Here is a 17,856-nt window from a genome sequence, read left to right on the forward strand (position 1 = left end):
GTCAGCGGGCCCGGTCGCAGGAGCGTTACGCCGGAGGGCTGCGGCGGTACGTCTCCGCCAGGGCGGTGGCCTCGTCGAGAGTGAGGCCGCCGCCCTCCGCGTACGCCGCCGCGTACGCCGCGTCGTCGTCGAGCCGGTCCCGGGCGGCCTGCTCGGCGAGGACCAGGCTGCGGTGCTCCATCACGCTCGGCACATGCCCCTTGGGCAGGAGACGCGCCTGGAACGCCAGCAGCCGGGCGGCGTCCTCCGCAGCCCGGGCGTCGCCGAGTCCGGCGAGCGCGTGGGCGATGGCCGTCAGATGGGCCGACGGCATCTGCGGGGCCACCATCATGGACAGCGGCTCCAGCGCACTGTCCAGCGCGATCAGCGCGTTGTCGAGGGCGGAGGCATGGGCGCCGTCGAGGTTGTCCAGCCAGGCCAGCACGCCGTAGACGAATCCGCCGAAGATGGCGACATCGCGGGACCGGAAGTCCTCGCGGACCCGCTGCGCCTCGCGGCGCGCCTCGTCGACCCGACCCTGGAGCCCGAGGACGAACCCCAGGTGCATACGGGCCATGGGAGTCGCCTCGTGGCCCATCTCCCGCCCGTTCTCGGTGACGTCGCGCAGGATGGTCTCGGCCTCGGAGAGGCGGTCGAGCTCGATGAGGGCGCCTGCGTACCGGGCCCGCAGCAGTGCCGCCTGGCTCTGGGCGCCGATCTTGCGCGCGTACTCCACGGCGGCTCGGTAGTCGTCCAGGGCCGCCAGGAAGTCCCCGGCGCGCTCGTTGGCCTCGCCCCGCGCGGAAAGGGCCTCGGCAGCCCCCCAGTCGTCGCCCAGCCGCGTGTAGATCTCCAGGCTCTCGTCGGCGTCGGCGCGCGCGTCCGCCACCCGCTCGGGGCTGTTGGACAGAAGGTTGGCGCGGGTGTGGAGCGCGTTGCCCAGCTCCCACTCGCCGCCATGGACCCGGGAGGCCCGGACCGTCTCGTCGAGCACCGCGAACAGCCGGTCCATATCGCCGGTGAGCATGATCGCGAACAGCCAGAACGTTCCGGGCATGCGGCAGGTCTGCGGCATGCCGGGCCGGTAGGTGTCCGCGATGATCCTCAGACGCGCCTTGCCCTCGGGGGTCGACCATTGGCTGATCGCGTTGTCCACACCGGCCAGCTGGATCAGCGCCACCCCGCGCCGCGCCTCCGCGAGCTGTTCGTCGTCCATCGGCGGCGGCCGGTCGGTGGCCCCTTCCATGAGCACCGGAGCCCGGACGCCGGGCGGGGCGAAGGGGTCGGGGCCCAGCGAGGCGGCGAGCTCGCTCCACTGGCGGGCTTCCGAGCGCAGGTCCCGCAGCATCCAGTACCAGGCCATCGACAGCACGATGCACAGCGCCTCGTGCTCGTCCCGGGCGGCGACGGCGTGACGGAGCGCCGAGCGCAGGTTCTCGTACTCGCGCTGGAACACCGCGATGGCGTCGCGCTGCCCGCCGCCGCGCATCCTGGGCCCGGTGATCCGGGCCAGCTCCCGGTAGTGGACAAGGTGGCGCCGCTCGACGGCGTCCCGTTCGGCGGCCTCCTCCAGGCGCTCCGCGGCGTATTCGCCGACCGTCTCCAGCAGCCGGTAGCGCATCTCCTCGTCGTCGCCGGGCGCGGCGACGACGAGGGACTTGTCGACCAGGGACCCGAGCAGGGCGGCGACGTCCGGGGAGTCGACGGCGACGCCGTCGGCCGGTGCGGGCAGGGCGCAGACCTCCTCGGCGGCGGCGAGGGAGCAGCCTCCGGCGAAGACGGAGAGCCGGCGCAGCACGGCGCGTTCGGCGGCGTCCAGCAGGTCCCAGGACCAGTCGACGACGGCGCGCAGGGTCTGCTGGCGGGGCAGCACGGTCCGGCTGCCGTTGGTGAGGAGGCGGAAGCGGTCGTCGAGCCGGTCGGCGATCTGGCGCGGGGTGAGCATCCGCAGCCGGGCGGCGGCCAGCTCGATGGCGAGCGGCAGCCCGTCCAGGCGGCGGCAGATCTCGTCGCAGGCGGCAGCGGTCGACCCGTCCGCGTCGGTGCGGAAGCCGGGGCGGGCCGCCGCCCCGCGCTCGGCGAGCAGGCGCAGCGCCATCGGGTCCGGCAGCGGGTCGACGGGGCGGACGAACTCGCCCGGCACGCCGAGGGGTTCGCGGCTGGTTGCCAGGACGGTGAGCTGCGGGCAGTGGGTCAGCAGCCGCTCGGCGAGGGCGGCGGCCGCTCCGATGACGTGCTCGCAGTTGTCCAGGAGGAGGAGCATCCGGCGCGGGGCGCAGTGCTCGGTGAGGCGTACGAGGGGGTCGGCGGCGGTGCGGTCGGTGGCCCGCAGCTCCTCGGCGCCGGCCCCGCGCAGCACGGTCTCGCGGGCGCCGAGCGCGGTCAGGACGGCTTCGGGCACGCTCTCCGGGTCGTCGACCGGCGCCAGTTCGGCGAGCCAGACGCCGTCGGGCCAGCTCTCGGCGGCGGCCTCCGCGGTCTCCTGGGAGAGGCGGGTCTTGCCCGCGCCGCCGGGGCCGAGCAGGGTGACGAGCCGGCTCCGGGCGAGGTCGTCGCGGAGCGCGGCGATGTCGCTGTCGCGGCCGACGAAGCTGGTGAGCCGGGCCCGGAGGTTCCCGGGCGGTGTCCGGGGCGCGGTCGGAGGCGCCGGGGAAGGGGCCGCACCCATGGCGGGCGGGGTGCCCGGGGTGGGGCGGGGTGCGGGTCCCGGCACGGGCGGCGCGGCCGGTCCCTGGTGGAGCAGTTCGGTGTGCAGGGCCCGCAGGCCCGGGCCCGGGGCGGTGCCGAGGCGGTCGTCGAGCAGGGTGCGGACCTCCTCGTACGCGGCCAGCGCCTCGGCGGGGCGGCCGGCGTCCCGCAGGGCCGTGATGCGCAGGACCTGGAGCGGTTCGTCGAGCGGGTGGGCGTCGCAGAGCACGGCCAGCTCCGGCAGCGCCTCCCCCGCTCTCCCGAGGGCGAGGAGAGCCCCGAACCCGGCGCGTCGCGCGTCGAGCCTGCGGGCCTCCCAGCGGGACGCCTCCGCCGCGCGGTCGGGCAGATCGGCGAGGGCGGGCCCGTGCCACAGGGCGAGGGCCTGCCCCAGGAGGGCGAGGGCCTGCGAAGCGTCGCCGTCCTCCAGGGCCCGGCTCCCCTCCCCCGCCAGGCGTTCGAAGCGGTGCAGGTCCACGGCGTCCGGCGGGGCGGCGAGCCGGTAGCCGCCCGCCACGGACTCGACGGCACTCCGGCCCAGGGCCCGCCGCGCCCTTCCGACCAGGGCCTGGAGGGCGCCGGCCGCGTCGGCGGGCGGGTCGCCGTCCCACACCTCGTCGACGAGGACTCCGGCGGGGACGGTCCGCCCGGGGCGCAGCGCGAGCACGGTGAGCAGGGCGCGCAGCCGCGCCCCGCCGAGGGGGACGGCCGTGCCGTCGTCGCGGATGGCCCGGGTGGTGCCGAGGATGCAGTAGCGCACGGGCCCATTGTCCGTGACGGAGGGGGGCGCGGCGTTGACCGGGTGGAACTCCACAAGCGGTCTCCGGCGTTCCTCCCCTGTCGGATCGTACGATTCCCCTTCCCGCGTCCCAGGGCCGCACCCCCACGCCGTACAGTCCCTCCCCCCGCCCCCTCACCCCAGGAGCCGATCGCCGATGACCACCGCAGCCACCCGCGGCGACCGGAGGATCAGCCCGGTCTTCCTCGGTATCGCCGCCGTCACCGCGGTCGCGGGCTGGGCGGTCTGGACGGATTTCGCGGACGCCACCGGCTTCGCGGTGTTCCTGTTCGTCACCGGGGCCTGGATCGTCTCGCTCTGTCTGCACGAGTACGCGCACGCCCGGACCGCGCTGCACGGCGGGGACCTCTCGGTCGCGTCCAAGGGCTATCTGACGCTCAACCCGCTGAAGTACACGCACGCGCTGCTCAGCATCGTGCTGCCGGTGCTCTTCGTGATCATGGGCGGGATCGGGCTGCCCGGCGGCGCGGTGTACATCGAGCGCGGCCGGATCCACGGACGGTGGAAGCACAGTCTGATCTCGGCGGCGGGCCCGCTGACGAACGTGGCGTTCGCGGTGGTGTGCACGGCCCCGTTCTGGCTGGACGCGCTCGACGGGGTGCCGCTCGCCTTCCGCTACGCGCTGGCGTTCCTGGCGATGCTCCAGGTGACGGCGGCGATCCTGAACTCCCTGCCGATCCCGGGCCTCGACGGGTACGGGGTGGTCGAGCCCTGGCTCTCGTACCGGATCCGCCGCCAGGTGGAGCCGATCGCGCCGTTCGGGCTGATCGCGGTGTTCGCGATCCTGTGGATCCCCGAGGTGAACATCGTGTTCTTCGACGCGATCCACGCGCTGCTGCGCGGGCTGGGCGTCGAGGAGTTCCAGCGGTACTGCGGTTACGACCTGTACCGCTTCTGGCGGGGCCTCTTCGACGAGCAGGACCCGGGGTGCGCGGTGGGCTGACCGCGGGGCCCGGGTCCTGCGGCCCGCCTCGTTCAGCCCGCGTCGGCGGCGACGGCCAGCCGGTGCCTGCGGATGTAGAACCAGGTCATGTTCGACGAGAGCCCCGCGACGAGAACCCAGACGATCCCGAGCAGGCTGCCCTGCGCGAAGGAGACCGCGGCCGCCACCACGGCGAGGACGCAGACGACGAGGGCGTAGAGAGCGATGCGGGGCATGGGGGTCGACTCCTGTCGGGAACGGGTCGCGGTCCCGTCCAGTGTCCCCCATGCCCCGTTGTGCCCCGACCGGGACCGGTCGGGGCCGGTCGGGGCCGGTCGGAACCTGTCGGAACCGGTCGGGGCGCAACGGGACCGGTCGGGGTCGGTCAGACGTCGGTGGTGCGCAGTCCGGCGTGGGCCTTGTAGCGGCGGTTGACCGAGATCAGGTTGGCGACCAGCGACTCCACCTGGTGGGCGTTGCGCAGCCGGCCCGCGAAGATGCCCCGCATGCCCGGGATCCGGCCGGCCAGCGCCTGCACGAGGTCCGTGTCGGACCGGGCCTCGCCCAGGACCAGCACGTCGGTGTCGATCTCCTCGATGGACTCGTCCTGGAGCAGCACGGCCGAGAGGTGGTGGAAGGCGGCGGTGACCCGGGAGTCCGGCAGCAGGGCCGCGGCCTGTTCGGCTGCGCTGCCCTCCTCCGGCTTGAGGGCGTAGGCGCCCTTCTTGTCGAAGCCGAGCGGGTTGACGCAGTCGATGACGAGCTTGCCGGCGAGTTCCTCGCGCAGGGACTGAAGCGTCTTCGCGTGGCCGTCCCACGGCACCGCGACGATCACGATGTCGCTGCGCCGGGCGCACTCCGCGTTGTCCGCGCCCTCGACGCCGAAGCCCAGCTCGGCCGCGGCCTGCTCGGCGCGGGCGGCGTCGCGGGAGCCGAGGGTGACCCGCTGTCCGGCGCGGGCGAGCCGGTAGGCGAGGCCGCGCCCCTGCGGGCCGGTGCCGCCGAGCACGCCCACGCTCAGGGCGGAGACGTCGGGGAGGTCCCAGGGGTCCTTGGCGGGGGGCTTGGGCGCGCTGCCGCTGTCCTGTGTAGTCATGGGCCCGACCCTACTGCCAGGTAGCCCCCGGGAGGCCGTCGCTGCGGGGCCCCCGCGCCGCTCCCCGCCCGCTCCCCTCGGTCCCCCGTACGGGTCCGGCAGCGGTCGGCAGACGTCGGCGACCCCCTCAGCCCGGTCCGGCGGGGCTCACGGAATATCTGCTTGCCCGCAACGCCCGGCAGTGCGGATCATGGCCCTTCGTGACCGCAGCTCCTCCCTCGCCCTCCCCCTCCTCATCGCCGCCGTCGGCCCGGCTCCGCGCGCTGCTGCCGGACCTCTCGCCGTGGCGCTCCTCGGCGGACTTCCGGCTGCTGTGGGTCCAGGGCCTGATCACGTACTTCGGCAGCTTCATGGCGCTCATCGCGCTGCCGCTCCAGATCAAGGACCTCACGGGTTCCCCGCTCGCGGTCGGGGCGATGGGCGCGGTGGAGCTGGTGCCGCTGGTGGTCTTCGGGCTGTACGGCGGGGCGCTCGCGGACTCGGTGGACCGCCGCCGGGTCATCCTGCTCACCGAGGCGGGGCTCGGGGTGCTCGCCGCGATCCTGCTGGTGAACGCCCTGCTCCCGGAGCCGCTGCTGTGGCCGCTGTACGTGGTGGCCGGCGGGGTGTCCGCGCTCGCCGGGCTCCAGCGGCCCGCGCTGGACTCCCTGATGGCCCGGATCGTGCCGCACGCACAGCAGACGGCGGCGGCCGCGCTGAACTCGCTGCGCTGGCAGATCGGGGCCATCGCGGGCCCGGCGCTGGCCGGTCTGGTGGTGGCGTACGCCGGTCACGGCACCGCGTACGGGGTGACGGTGTGCACCTTCGCCGCCTCCGTCGTGCTCTGTCTGCGGCTCTCCCCGGCCCCGCCCGCGCGGGACGCGCAGAAGCCGTCGCTGCGCGGGATCGTCGAGGGGGCGCGGTACGCCTGGAGCCGGCCGGTGCTGCTGGGGACGTACGCCATCGACATGGCGGCGATGTTCTTCGCCTTCCCGAACACGATCTTCCCGTTCCTCGCGGACGATCTGGACGCGGAGTGGTCGCTGGGCCTGATGTACGCGGCGGGTTCGGTCGGCTCGCTGGCGCTGGGGCTGACCAGCGGCTGGACGAGCCGGGTGCGCAGGCACGGGCTGTTCGTGGTGTTCGGTGCGACGGCGTGGGGGCTGGCCATCGCCGCGGCCGGCTGGTTCTCCAGCGTGTGGGTGGTGCTGCTCTGCCTGGCCGTCGCGGGGGCGGGCGACATGCTGAGCGGGCTGGGGCGGGCGACCATCTGGAACCAGACGATCCCGGAGGAGCTGCGGGGCCGGCTGGCGGGCATCGAGGTGCTCTCGTACAGCGTCGGCCCGCAGCTGGGCCAGGTGCGGGCCGGGGCGATGGCGGGCTGGACCGGAACCCGGTCGGCGATCTGGACGGGCGGAGTGGCGTGCGTGGCGTCGGTGGTGCTGCTGACGGCCGCCCTGCCGAAGTTGGTGCGGTACGACTCGGAGACGGATGAGGACGCGGTGCGGAGGCGGGAGGCCCGGGTGGAGGGGTGACCCGGGCCGGGCCGGGTGGCCCGGGTTCCGGGGCTCCGCCCCGCGCCCCGCTCCTCAAGCGCCGGAGGGGCTGGAAAAGATGTCCTCAATCGCCGGACGGGCTTGAGGTACCCGCCGATCGGGGCCCGCGGGAAAGAGCGCCCTCAATCGCCGGACGAGCCTGAGGTGCCGCCGGGCGGGCTTGAGGTGCCGCCGGGCGGGCTGGACTTGCCCTTCTCCTCGTCGTGCCATTTGGGGTCGGTGTCCCACTCCAGGTTCCGGTCGCGGGCCGTGTCCATCGCGTGTTGTGCCGCCTCGCGGGAGGTGTAGGGGCCGAACCGGTTCTGCGCCGGGCACTCCGGGCCCTCCTCGACCTTCTTGTGCTCCAGGCAGTAGTACCATTCGCCCGGTTTGCCTACCGTGCGCTTCTTGAACAGGGCCATCGACGGCTCCTTTCCTTATCGCCATGGTGCCCCGGGGCCGCTGGTTAGACTCGCTGGCATGTCTGGCCAGTCGCTTCTCGTACCAGGGGAGATCACTCCCGTCCGTTCCGTCCCCGGAAACATCCGGCGTCCCGAGTACGTGGGGAAGCCGGCCCCGACGCCGTACACCGGCCCGGAGGTCCAGGACTCCGACACCGTGGAGCGGATGCGCGTCGCGGGCCGTATCGCCGCCCAGGCGATGGAGGAGGCCGCCAAGCACATCGCCCCGGGCGTCACCACGGACCAGCTCGACAAGGTCGCCCACGACTTCATGGTCGATCACGGCGCGTACCCCTCGACGCTCGGCTACCGGGGCTTCCCGAAGTCTCTGTGCACCTCGCTGAACGAGGTCATCTGCCACGGCATCCCCGACTCCACCGTGCTGCGCGACGGCGACATCGTGAACCTGGACGTCACCGCGTACATCAACGGCGTGCACGGCGACAACAACGCCACCTACCTCTGCGGCGACGTCGACGAGGAGTCGCGGCTGCTGGTCGAGCGCACCCGGGAGTCGCTGAACCGGGCCATCAAGGCGGTCAGGCCCGGGCGCCAGATCAATGTGATCGGCCGGGTCATCGAGTCGTACGCGAAGCGGTTCGGCTACGGGGTCGTCCGCGACTTCACCGGGCACGGGATCAACTCCTCGTTCCACTCCGGCCTGATCATCCCGCACTACGACAGCCCGCACGCCACCACGGTGATGCAGCCGGGGATGACGTTCACCATCGAGCCGATGCTGACGCTGGGCACCCACGAGTACGACCTGTGGGAGGACGGCTGGACGGTGGTGACGAAGGACCGGAAGCGGACGGCCCAGTTCGAGCACACGCTGGTGGTCACCGAGACCGGAGCGGAGATCCTCACCCATCCGTAAATCACCCCGACCGTAAATCACCCGGCCGTAAGTCACCCGGCCGTAAGTCACCCCGAAATTCGCATAACAGGACTCCCCCTTCCCTCCGCGCGTAGCCTTTTACCGACAGACAGTCGGGAACCAGTTGACTTAGGTAAACCTAAGTAGGAGGATCGGGCGTATCGGCACGCGCCGCCGCACCGTCGCGGCGGCCGCTGCCGATATGTCCGTCTCTTTCTGGACTTCCCGTCCCCCTCGGTCCCCGGAGGCCCGCCTTGGACGCAACCGCCACCGTCACTCCCTTCTCGACGCTCATCCGCACCGCGTCGCACGAGCAGCACACCGAGGCCGAGACCTCGACCTTCATGAGTGACCTGCTCGGCGGGCGGCTGGGAGTGGACGCCTACACCCGCTACACCGAGCAGCTGTGGTTCGTGTACCGGGCACTGGAGGATGGAGCGGAGACCCTGCGCGAGGACCCGGTGGCCGGCCCCTTCATACAGCCGGAGCTGATGCGCTCCACCGAGCTGGAGCGCGACCTGGCGCACCTGCGCGGGGCCGGCTGGCGCGAGAGTGTCGAGCCGCTGCCCGCCACCGCCGCGTACGCGGCCCGGGTCGCGGAGTGCGCGCGCACCTGGCCCGCCGGTTACATCGCCCACCACTACACCCGCTACCTCGGCGACCTCTCGGGCGGTCAGATCATCCGCGACAAGGCGGAGAAGACGTGGGGCTTCGAGCGCAAGGGCGACGGCGTGCGCTTCTACGTCTTCGAGGAGATCACCAACCCGGCCGCGTTCAAGCGGGGTTACCGCGAGCTGCTGGACGCGGTGAACGCGGACGACCTGGAGAAGCAGCGCATCATCGAGGAGTGCAAGCGGGCCTTCGCCCTGAACACCGCGGTCTTCCGCGAACTGGGCGAGGTCTTCCCGCTCAGCGCGTGACCGGGCGCGGGCGAGTTCGCCCGTGAGCGTGCGGCTCCACCGGCTTCCGGTGGAGCCGCATGCGTGGCCGGGGCGAGGACGGCCCGGCAGCGGGCGGCCCGTCCCGGGTTCAGCCCCGGACGGCCATCAGGACGCGGCCCCCGACCTCCACCGTGCCGTCCGGCGCGGGTGCGGTGAGGATCTGGGAGCCGCGTCCTTGTGTGATGTTCAGGGCGCGGCCGAGTCGCGCGCTGAGCAGCAGGGCCGCCGCGCCCGTCGCCTCGTCCTCGACGATCGCCTCCCCGCGCCTCGGGAAGGCCCGTGCCCGCACCCGCCCGGCCGCCTCGTCCTCCCATGCCCAGGCGTAGAGCCACCCCTCGCCGGACGGCGGTCCCGGCAGCGCCTCGATCTCGGCGGCGCTCCCGTACTGCTGGAGCGTGCGCGGCGGGACCCACTCGGGGCGGGCGGTGATCCAGGTGAACTCCCCGTCCTGGCGCGCGAACACGTCCCCGACCGCCAGCTCCAGGACCTCCAGGTCCAGCAGCCACGCGGTGCCCACCAGCGGGTGCCCGGCGAACGGCAGCCGGAGCCCCGGGGCGTGGATGTCCACCCGCCCGCGCTCCGGGTCGTCGACGAACACGGTCTCGCTGAAGCCCAGCCGCCGGGCGAGGAGTTGCCGGGAGGCCTCGTCGGGGTGGTCGCGTCCGTCGCGTACGACGCCGAGGGCGTTGCCGTACCGGCCGTCGGGTCCGCAAAACACCCGCAGTACGTCGATGCCCCGGGGTACGTCGTAGTCGCTCACGGGGGCATTCAAGCACTGCCGGGTCCCGGGACGGGAACCGGCGGGGAGGGCAGCGGGGCCGTACCGGCGAGCACTGCTGCCGCCGGTACGGCCCCGGGGCCGTTCGGGATGGTGCGGGTTGGGTCAGGCGGTGGAGTCGCGACGACGGCGCGCCGCGATCACGACGCCCGCGCCGGCCGCCACGACGACGCCCGAGGCCGCGATCAGGGCGCCCGTCGGGACGTCGGAGCCGGTGGCGGCCAGGGCGCCGGAGCCGCCGACCGTGCCGCCGGTGGAGGAGCCGCCGCCGACCGTGCCACCGCCGCCGGTGGTGGAACCGCCGGTCGTGGAACCGCCGGTCGTGGAACCGCCGGTGGGCTCCCCGGCCTCGCAGGCGATGCCGTCACCGTCTGCGTCGAGGTTGGTCGAGTACCCCGCCTCGCCGTTCTTGATGGGAGTCACACCGGCCGCCTCGGCCGCGGCGCAGTTCTCGTAGCCGGCGGAGCCGCCCGGAAGCTGGGCGTCCTTGTCCAGGGAGACCGCGACGTTCAGGGCGTCGAGCTGCTCGCCCTTGTCGTAGAAGCCGCCGAACGCCTTGGCGCCGCCCCCGGTGAGTGTCGCCGGGATGTTCTTGAGGTTCACGATGCCGTTCTTGGCGGCGAGCGCGCCCGCGGGCACCTTCAGGTCGGCGAAGTCCACTCCGGTCAGCTCCTCGACCTTGGGATTCCGGTTCGCTTCGGTCGGGAGCGCCTTGGTGGAGACGTCGGCGACGAGCTTGCCGGCGGCGCCCTTGATCTCGACCTTCAGGTTGCTGAGGGAGAGGTCGAGCTCGTACGCGCCGCTCTTCTCGTGGCCGAGGAAGCGCACCTTGCCCTGGAACGCGGCGTTCAGCGTGTTCTTGTCGGCGTCGAGGTGACCGGTGGCCTTGCTGAAGCGGTAGACGTCGCCGGCGGTGGTCGCGCCGCCGCTCGTCTCGACCTTGCCGTGCGCGATCGGGCCGACGACGTAGGAGCGGAACTTCTCGTTGACGCCCCAGTTCAGGGTGCCGTCGACGACCGGGCCACTGACGGGCGCGGCGGGGTCGGAGGCGGTGGGCGTCGGGGCGGTGGGCGTCGGGGCGGTGGGCGTCGGGGCGGTGGGCTTGCCGGTGGCCGGGGGCGTCGCCGGCGGGGTGGCCGGGGGCGTGGCAGGCGGGGTCGCGGGGGGCGTGGTCGGAGGCTTCGTCGCCTGCTTGACGGAGAGCGTCGCCGGGTCGAGCTCGGCGCCCTTCTCGTAGAAGCCGGCGAAGGCCTCGGAGCCGTCGGCGGTCAGCGTGGCGGGGATGTCGGAGAAGACCATCGCGCCGCCCGCTCCGCCGCCCCGCTTGGCCTTGGTCATGTCCAGATCGGCGATCGGGGCGTCGTTCTTGGTGACGACGGTGCCGTCCATCTTCTTGCTGGTGAAGTCGGCGGTGACGATGCCGGTCTCGCGCCCCGAAGCGACCTTGACGTCACTGAGCTGGACGTCGAGCAGCCCGTGGTGGCCCTCGAACCGGACGCTGCCCTTGAACGCGGTGTCGGAGCCGTGCGTCGAGACGTCGTACGAGCCCTTGCCGTCGGTGAAGGTGAACACCCCGTTGCCGGAGGCCTGCTCGGCGCCGTCCGCGACGGTGATCTCTCCTCCCGCGATGGGGCCCGCGATGTACTTGCGGAAGGACTCCTTGATGCCCCAGTCCAGCGTGCCGTCGACCAGTTCCAGCTTCGGGGCGGCGGCGGGCGCGGCCTCGGCGGAGCCGTCGGCGGCGAGGGCGGGAAGGGCGAAGGTCGCGCCCAGGACGGCGGCCGTGGCGACGGCCGCGGCGAGCGTTACGGGGCGGCGGGTTGCTGCCATGTCGGTGGGTCTCCTAGTGGAACAGGGGGCGGGGGAAGAGAGGCGTGGGGGGAGGGGGTGACGACCCATAAGGCGCTCATGGGCGCCGGGTCAGGAGGTCTTGGGGGCGTCGGAGCCCGTGGGGGCGTCGACGTCGGGGCCCTGCGCGGGCCTGCGGCGGCGCAGGGCGAAGAACGCCCCGGCCGCGACGAGCAGCAGCACACCGCCGCCGATTCCCGCCCAGGCGCCGGCGCCCGGGCCGGAGTCGGAGGAGGCGGCCGCCGGTGCGGCGGAAGGCTCCTCGGCGGCCTTCTGCGTGGGCTCGGCGGTCGCGGGCGGCGCACTGCCGAGGTCCGGCAGTGCGGGCAGTCGGGCCTTCTCGTCGACGGTCACGGCGAGCGAGACCGGGTCCATCGCGGTGCCCGCGCTGTACAGGGAGCCGAACGCCTTGGCGCCGTCGGCGGTGAGGGTGGCGGGAGCCTCGGTGAGGGCGGCGAGGCCGTCCTTCGGCGCGAAGTCCTTGGCCTCGAAGGTGATGAGCGGGACGTCCTCGGTGGTCGTGCCCGCGCTGGTGACGTCGGCCGACAGGGTGCCCTCGCCCTGGGCGACGGCGACGGTGACCCCGGCGAACTTCAGGTCGAGGTCGTGGGCGCCGGTGAAGCGGATGCTGCCGCCGAAGTCCGCGTCCAGCGTCTGCTTCTTCGCGTCGTACGTCCCCTTGCCCTGCGGGAAGCGGAACAGGGCCCCGCCGTCCTGGGCGCCGTCGGCGAGCTTCCACGTGCCCTGGCCGATGGAGCCGGTGACGTACTCGCGGAAGGTGCGGCGTACGCCCCAGTCGACGGCGGCGTCCTCGAAGCGGCCCGCCTTCTCCTTCTCGTCCTGCTTCTTCTCGTCCTTCTCCTTCTCGTCCTTCTTCTCCGGGGCGGACGGCTTCGGCTGGGCGGCCGTTCCCTTGGTGTCGACGGAGAGGCTGATCGGGTCGAGCGGGGTGCCCGCGGCGTAGTAACCGGCGAAGGCGGAGGCGCCCTCGGCGGTCAGCGTGGTGGGGACGTTGGTGAGGGCGATGGGGGTGGAACCGCCCTTCATGTCGATCCCGCCGAGGCCGAGCTCGGCCAGCGGCACTTGGGAGCGGCTGGAGACCTTGCCGGTCCCCCGCTCCTTGCTCGCCATGTCCGCGTGGAGCATGCCGCTGCCGCCGCTGATCCGGATGGTGGGGCGGCTGATCGTGAGGTCCAGCTCGTTGTTGCCGTCGGGCTTCTTGTGGCCGGTGAAGTGCACGCCGCCGGAGAAGCCGGAGTTGAGCGCTCCGGTGTCCGGGTCGTAGGAGCCGGTCGCCGAGTGGAAGCGGAACTGGCTGCCGCCGACCGTGGCCGCGCCGCCGGTCAGGCTCCAACTGCCGCTGGCGATGGGGCCGGTGACATAGCTCTGGAAGGAGGACTTGATGCCCCAGTCCAGTCGGCCGCCCTGCACCGTACGGCCGGCCGCTTGCGCGGTGCCGGCGGGGAGCAGGGCCCCCAGCAGCACCGCGAGGAGCGCGACGGCGAGCGCGCGGGTGGATCTGGACGACGGCATGGGGCCCTCCGAGGACTGGATACTCAGGTAAGGCTAACCTAAGCTATTCCCAGTCGGGGCCGGAACCCTCTCCGGTCACGCCGTTACCGGCGAACGGCCGACCGCACGCCGCAGAACGACAGGACGGTGCCCCGTGCACATCTCGCAGGCCTTCGCCACGAGGAGCCGCCAGGGCTCCGAGGGCCCGGACGCCGGACGGCCCTTTCCCCGTCGCCCGGCCCGGGGCAGGGCGGCCGCCGCCCTCACCGCCGCTGTCACCCTCGCCCTGGTCCTGACCGGCTGCGGCGGGGGCGAAGACGGGGGCCGAGGCGGCAACTCCGCGCCGAAGTCCGCCGGGAGCACCGCCGACGCCGACCGGGTCGAGCCGCTGGCCGCCCCGCCCGCGCCGAGACTGCCGGTGACGGTCGACTCGGCGGACGGCGCGAAGGTCACGATCGGCTCCACCGACCGGATCGTGCCGCTGACCGGGTCGCTGAGCGAGATCGTCTTCACGCTCGGTTTCGGAACGCAGGTGGTCGCCCGGGACATCACCGCCACCTTCGAACAGGCCGAGAAGCTCCCGGTGGTGACCCGGGCCCACGACGTGTCGGCGGAGAGCGTGCTCTCGCTGAAGCCGACGATCGTCCTCGCCGACACCACCACCGGACCGGCCGAGGCGATCGACCAGATCCGCGACGCCGGTATCCCGCTGCTCGTCGTCGAACCCGCCAAGGAGCTCGCCGACGTCGGCCGTCGCATCGACACCGTCGCCGAGGCCCTCGGCGTACCGTCCGCCGGCACCGAGCTCAAGGAGCGGACCGAGTCCAGGATCGCCGCCGTCCAGCAGTCCATCCCGGACCACGCGGACGGCGAGAAGCCCCGGGTCGCCTTCCTCTACCTGCGCGGCTCGGCCTCCGTCTATCTGCTGGGCGGCGCGGAGTCCGGGGCCGGTTCGCTGCTGGAGGCGGCGGGCGCGGTCGACGCCGGCAAGGAGTCCGGCCTGGACAAGGACTTCACCGCCATCACCAGCGAGGCGCTCGCCAAGGCCGCGCCGGACGCGATCCTCCTGATGACCAAGGGGTTCGAGTCGGTCGGCGGCATGGACGGTCTGGTGAAAATCCCCGGCATCGCGGAGACCCCGGCCGGCATGGACCGCCGGATCGTCACCGTCGACGACGGAGTGCTGCTCAACTACGGCCCGCGCACGGACCGAGTGCTCGCCGAGATCGTCGAGCAGCTGTACGCGAAGGGCGGCCAGGGCCAGTGACCACCTCGTACGAGGAACGCGCCGGGACCGTCGAGAAGGCCCCGGGCGAAGGCGCGGACGGCGTCGCTCCCAAGTCCCCCCGGAGCAGGGCGTTCACGCTCACCGCCGTACTCTCCCTCGTCCTGCTCGCCGGCTGTCTGCTCTCCGCGGCGATCGGCGCGTACTCCATTCCGCTCGGCGACGTCCTGTCCTCCGTACAGCACCGGATCGGGCTCGGCGGCCAGGAGTTGGACCGGGTCGGCGAGAGCGTCCTGTGGAACGTACGGCTTCCCCGGGTCGTCCTCGCCCTGCTCGTCGGCGCCTCCCTCGGCTGTGCGGGCGCGCTGATGCAGGGCGTCTTCGGCAACCCGCTCGCCGAGCCCGGGGTGATCGGCATCTCGGCCGGCGCGGCCGTGGGCGCGGTCGCCTCGATCGCGCTCGGCCTGAGCTTCTTCGGCAACTGGACCATCACCGTCTGCGCGTTCGCCGCCGGCCTGGTCACGGTGCTGCTCGTCTACACGCTCTCCCGGTCCGGCGGCCGGACCGAAGTGGTGACGCTGATCCTCACCGGTATCGCCGTCAACGCGTTCGCGGGCGCGCTGATCGGCCTGTTCATCTTCTTCGCGGACAACGCGCAGATCACCCAGATCACCTTCTGGCAGCTCGGTTCGCTCTCCCAGGCCACCTGGCCCAAGGTGCTCGCCGTGCTGCCGTGCGCGCTGGCCGGGCTCCTCATCGCCCCCTTCCACTCCCGCAAGCTGGACCTGCTGGCGCTCGGGGAGCGGCCCGCCCGGCACCTGGGCGTGGACGTGGAGCGGTTGCGGATCGTGCTGGTGCTGGTGGTGGCGCTGCTGACGGCCGCCGCGGTCGCCGTCGCCGGGATCATCTCCTTCGTCGGGCTGCTCGTCCCGCATCTGCTGCGGATGGCCAACGGCCCCGGCCACCGTTTCCTCGTCCCGGGCAGCGCGCTCGGCGGCGCCCTGGTCCTGGTGGCGGGCGACCTCGCGGCCCGTACGGTGGCGGCCCCCGCCGAGCTGCCGCTCGGGGTGCTGACCGCGCTCTTCGGCAGCCCGTTCTTCTTCTGGCTGCTGCGCAGGACCCGTCGTAAGCAAGGTGGTTGGGCATGAGGACGCTGAGAGACCTGTTCGCGGTACGCCCCCGGGAACTGCCCTCGCCCGTGGCCCCCGGCTCCCCTGTCGTCGAGGCCGTCGGTCTTCTGGTCCGGCTCGGGCAGCGGCAGGTGCTGGACTCCGTCGGCCTGACCGCGCACGCGGGCGAGGTGGTCGCCCTGGTCGGGCCGAACGGCGCGGGCAAGTCGACGCTGCTGGCGGCGCTGGCCGCCGATCTGCCCGCCGCGAGCGGCGAGGTGCGGATCGGCGGGCGTCCGGCCACCGCGTGGTCCGCGCCCGAACTGGCGCTGCGCCGCTCGGTGCTGCCGCAGTCCGCCGCGCTGTCCTTCCCGTTCCCGGTGGAGGACGTCGTACGGATGGGGCGGGCGCCCTGGGCCGGTACGGAGCGGGAGGACGAGGACGACGCGGCGGTGGCCGAGGCGATGGCGGCCACCGAGGTGACGCGGTTCGCGGGCCGCCCGTTCTCGGCGCTGTCGGGCGGCGAGAAGGCCCGGGTGGCGCTGGCCCGGGTGCTGGCGCAGCGGGCCCCGCTGATGCTGCTCGACGAGCCGACCGCCGCCCTGGACCTGCGCCACCAGGAGCTGGTGCTGCGGGTCTGCCGGGACCGGGCCGCCGCCGGGGACGCGGTGGTGGTCGTGCTGCACGACCTCGGCCTCGCCGCGGCGTACGCGGACCGGGCCGCCGTCCTGCACGAGGGGCGGATCGCGGAACTGGGCCCGCCGGAGACGGTGTTCAGCGGTGAGCTGCTCGGTGAGGTCTACCGGCAGCCGGTGGAGGTCTTCCCCCACCCCCGCACGGGCAGGCCGCTGATCGTGCCGGTGCGCGGGGTCTGACGCGCCCCTGGGCCACGGTATGGACGCTGTATCCGGTCCCCCGGCCGCCCGCCGTCCGCCGCCCCGGTAGGGTTTCGACGGTCAGTGCGGGCGACGGATCAGAAGGCGCGGAAGCAACGGATGACGAGACACCCTGGGCTGGGCCGGCTGACGGCGGGGCTCGCGACGGCGACGGTGCTGTGCGTGACGGCGAGCGGCTGTGTGACGGTGTACGGGGAGCTGGAAGTGCTCCCCGGGGCGAAGAAGCCGGAGGCCGCACAGGCGCTCAAGGACTTCACCGACGCCTACAACGCGGCGGACAAGGCGTTCGATCCGGCGCTGGACGCGGACCGGGTGACGGGTTCGCTCGGCGCGATCAACCAGGCCGGGCTGAAGGCGCGGCAGACGTACAGCCCCGAGGGCAACAAGGCACACAAGCCGCTGGTGCTGGACGACGCGACGTACGTCGTCCCCAAGAAGGCGGGGTGGCCGCGCTGGTTCCTCGCGGACACCGACTCCAACCGCGACCAGGACGGCGGGAAGCTGGACACCCGCTGGCTGGTGGTGTTCGTACGGTCGGGCCCCGACGCACTGTGGAAGGCGTCCTATCTCGCGGCCGTCCCGGCGTCCCAGGTACCGGAGTTCACCCTGGACGAGGACGGGTTCGCCGCTCCGGTGGAGCCCGGGGACGACGGCCTGGCCGTGGCGCCCGCGGAGCTGAGCGCCTCGTACACCGGCTATCTGCAGAGTGGCGCCCCGGATGTGTTCACGCCCTCGACGGCGACCTCGGGGTGGCGCGAGACGCGCCGCACCACGCGGCGGGCGGGGTTCTCGTACCAGTACGTCGACCAGCCGCTGACGCGTGCGGCGTTCGCGCCGCTCGGGCTGCGCACCGAGGACGGCGGGGCGCTGGTCTTCTTCAGCAGCAAGCACTTCGAGCGGCAGACCGCGGCGAAGGGGCTGCGCCCCGAGGTCAACGCGGATGTGAAGGCGCTGCTCACCGGCGAGGTGAAGAGCAGTCTCACCAAGGAGCGGGTCTCCAGCCAGCTGGTGCACGTCCCGCCGCGCGAGGGGACGGCCGGCTCCGAGTCCGGATCCGGATCCGGATCCGGCGGCAAGGTGCGGATGCTGAACCGGCTGCCGGGTCTGGTCGCGGCGAAGGGCGAGTAGGCGGGCAGGGCGTCACGCCCGCCGCCACGCCGCCGGGCGTGACGGCATCCGACGGCGCCCGGCCCTCCGGCCGGGCGGTCGCA

The 17,856-nt window shown here is 73.3% G+C and carries 15 protein-coding genes; 8 read left to right on the forward strand and 7 right to left on the reverse strand.

Going from position 1 to position 17,856, the window contains the following annotated elements; all coding sequences use genetic code 11:
- Nucleotides 1–25 precede the first annotated feature (25 nt).
- Nucleotides 26–3,427, reverse strand: a complete 3,402-nt coding sequence (locus ACH4KB_RS06310) for an AfsR/SARP family transcriptional regulator (RefSeq protein ID WP_398064107.1) — start codon at nt 3,425–3,427, stop codon at nt 26–28.
- A gap of 175 nt (nt 3,428–3,602) precedes the next feature.
- Between ACH4KB_RS06310 and ACH4KB_RS06315 the strand changes: the two genes are divergently transcribed.
- Entirely contained in the window at nt 3,603–4,409 is an 807-nt protein-coding gene (locus ACH4KB_RS06315) for a site-2 protease family protein (protein WP_398064108.1), read from the forward strand.
- Nucleotides 4,410–4,441: 32 nt separating this feature from the next.
- Here ACH4KB_RS06315 and ACH4KB_RS06320 read toward each other — a convergent pair whose 3' ends face one another.
- Together ACH4KB_RS06320 and npdG are read right to left on the reverse strand one after the other, a co-directional pair.
- On the reverse strand, nt 4,442–4,624 hold the full coding sequence (locus tag ACH4KB_RS06320; protein WP_361867166.1) for a hypothetical protein: 183 nt from the start codon (nt 4,622–4,624) through the stop codon (nt 4,442–4,444).
- A gap of 149 nt (nt 4,625–4,773) precedes the next feature.
- Nucleotides 4,774–5,484, reverse strand: coding sequence for an NADPH-dependent F420 reductase (gene npdG / locus ACH4KB_RS06325; RefSeq protein WP_398064111.1), 711 nt, complete (start codon nt 5,482–5,484; stop codon nt 4,774–4,776).
- 200 nt (nt 5,485–5,684) lie between these two features.
- Here npdG and ACH4KB_RS06330 point away from each other — a divergent pair, with 200 nt between their 5' ends.
- On the forward strand, nt 5,685–6,998 hold the full coding sequence (locus ACH4KB_RS06330) for an MFS transporter (RefSeq protein WP_398064113.1): 1,314 nt from the start codon (nt 5,685–5,687) through the stop codon (nt 6,996–6,998).
- 143 nt (nt 6,999–7,141) lie between these two features.
- Here ACH4KB_RS06330 and ACH4KB_RS06335 read toward each other — a convergent pair whose 3' ends face one another.
- On the reverse strand, nt 7,142–7,420 hold the full coding sequence (locus ACH4KB_RS06335) for a hypothetical protein (RefSeq protein ID WP_398064116.1): 279 nt from the start codon (nt 7,418–7,420) through the stop codon (nt 7,142–7,144).
- Nucleotides 7,421–7,478: 58 nt separating this feature from the next.
- On the opposite strand from ACH4KB_RS06335, the gene map reads away from it, so the two are divergent.
- Both map and ACH4KB_RS06345 read left to right on the forward strand, forming a co-directional pair.
- Nucleotides 7,479–8,336 carry a type I methionyl aminopeptidase gene (map, locus tag ACH4KB_RS06340; RefSeq protein ID WP_398064119.1) on the forward strand — a complete coding sequence of 286 codons (858 nt, stop codon included), beginning with the start codon at nt 7,479–7,481 and terminating at the stop codon, nt 8,334–8,336.
- Nucleotides 8,337–8,590: 254 nt separating this feature from the next.
- Nucleotides 8,591–9,256: a heme oxygenase (biliverdin-producing) gene (locus ACH4KB_RS06345; protein ID WP_398064121.1), complete on the forward strand. Its 666-nt coding sequence runs from the start codon at nt 8,591–8,593 to the stop codon at nt 9,254–9,256.
- 109 nt (nt 9,257–9,365) lie between these two features.
- Here the strand turns inward: ACH4KB_RS06345 and ACH4KB_RS06350 are convergent, their stop codons facing one another.
- The 3 genes from ACH4KB_RS06350 to ACH4KB_RS06360 all read right to left on the reverse strand — a co-directional run bounded on the left by ACH4KB_RS06350 (nt 9,366) and on the right by ACH4KB_RS06360 (nt 13,436).
- Nucleotides 9,366–10,037, reverse strand: a complete 672-nt coding sequence (locus ACH4KB_RS06350; protein ID WP_398064123.1) for a PhzF family phenazine biosynthesis protein — start codon at nt 10,035–10,037, stop codon at nt 9,366–9,368.
- 123 nt (nt 10,038–10,160) lie between these two features.
- Nucleotides 10,161–11,885, reverse strand: a complete 1,725-nt coding sequence (locus tag ACH4KB_RS06355; protein WP_398064125.1) for an HtaA domain-containing protein — start codon at nt 11,883–11,885, stop codon at nt 10,161–10,163.
- A 90-nt stretch (nt 11,886–11,975) separates the two neighbouring features.
- Nucleotides 11,976–13,436, reverse strand: a complete 1,461-nt coding sequence (locus ACH4KB_RS06360) for an HtaA domain-containing protein (RefSeq protein WP_398064128.1) — start codon at nt 13,434–13,436, stop codon at nt 11,976–11,978.
- Between the two features lie 133 nt (nt 13,437–13,569).
- On the opposite strand from ACH4KB_RS06360, the gene ACH4KB_RS06365 reads away from it, so the two are divergent.
- The 4 genes from ACH4KB_RS06365 to ACH4KB_RS06380 all read left to right on the forward strand — a co-directional run bounded on the left by ACH4KB_RS06365 (nt 13,570) and on the right by ACH4KB_RS06380 (nt 17,773).
- Nucleotides 13,570–14,682 (forward strand): hemin ABC transporter substrate-binding protein, encoded by a 1,113-nt coding sequence (locus ACH4KB_RS06365; protein ID WP_398064130.1) that lies wholly within the window; start codon nt 13,570–13,572, stop codon nt 14,680–14,682.
- Complete coding sequence (locus ACH4KB_RS06370) at nt 14,679–15,788, forward strand: FecCD family ABC transporter permease (protein WP_398064132.1); 1,110 nt, start codon at nt 14,679–14,681, stop codon at nt 15,786–15,788. Before ACH4KB_RS06365 ends, ACH4KB_RS06370 begins: the two co-directional genes overlap by 4 nt.
- A complete protein-coding gene (locus tag ACH4KB_RS06375; protein WP_398064134.1) occupies nt 15,785–16,624 on the forward strand; it encodes a heme ABC transporter ATP-binding protein in 840 nt (279 codons plus the stop codon). The genes ACH4KB_RS06370 and ACH4KB_RS06375 overlap by 4 nt, the downstream gene beginning before the upstream one ends.
- A gap of 120 nt (nt 16,625–16,744) precedes the next feature.
- On the forward strand, nt 16,745–17,773 hold the full coding sequence (locus tag ACH4KB_RS06380; RefSeq protein ID WP_398064136.1) for a hypothetical protein: 1,029 nt from the start codon (nt 16,745–16,747) through the stop codon (nt 17,771–17,773).
- The last annotated feature ends 83 nt before the right edge of the window (nt 17,774–17,856 follow it).

Origin of the sequence: Streptomyces sp. NPDC017520 (assembly GCF_044329855.1) — a bacterium.
Taxonomy (GTDB): domain Bacteria; phylum Actinomycetota; class Actinomycetes; order Streptomycetales; family Streptomycetaceae; genus Streptomyces.

What these genes read in the sequence shown, in the direction of transcription:
- ACH4KB_RS06315 (WP_398064108.1), top strand. Translation starts at nt 3,603, where the DNA reads ATGACCACCGCAGCCACCCGCGGCGACCGGAGGATCAGCCCGGTCTTC.
- ACH4KB_RS06320 (WP_361867166.1), bottom strand. Translation starts at nt 4,624, where the DNA reads ATGCCCCGCATCGCTCTCTACGCCCTCGTCGTCTGCGTCCTCGCCGTG.
- npdG (WP_398064111.1), bottom strand. Translation starts at nt 5,484, where the DNA reads ATGACTACACAGGACAGCGGCAGCGCGCCCAAGCCCCCCGCCAAGGAC.
- ACH4KB_RS06335 (WP_398064116.1), bottom strand. Translation starts at nt 7,420, where the DNA reads ATGGCCCTGTTCAAGAAGCGCACGGTAGGCAAACCGGGCGAATGGTAC.
- map (WP_398064119.1), top strand. Translation starts at nt 7,479, where the DNA reads ATGTCTGGCCAGTCGCTTCTCGTACCAGGGGAGATCACTCCCGTCCGT.
- ACH4KB_RS06355 (WP_398064125.1), bottom strand. Translation starts at nt 11,885, where the DNA reads ATGGCAGCAACCCGCCGCCCCGTAACGCTCGCCGCGGCCGTCGCCACG.
- ACH4KB_RS06360 (WP_398064128.1), bottom strand. Translation starts at nt 13,436, where the DNA reads ATGCCGTCGTCCAGATCCACCCGCGCGCTCGCCGTCGCGCTCCTCGCG.
- ACH4KB_RS06375 (WP_398064134.1), top strand. Translation starts at nt 15,785, where the DNA reads ATGAGGACGCTGAGAGACCTGTTCGCGGTACGCCCCCGGGAACTGCCC.
- ACH4KB_RS06380 (WP_398064136.1), top strand. Translation starts at nt 16,745, where the DNA reads ATGACGAGACACCCTGGGCTGGGCCGGCTGACGGCGGGGCTCGCGACG.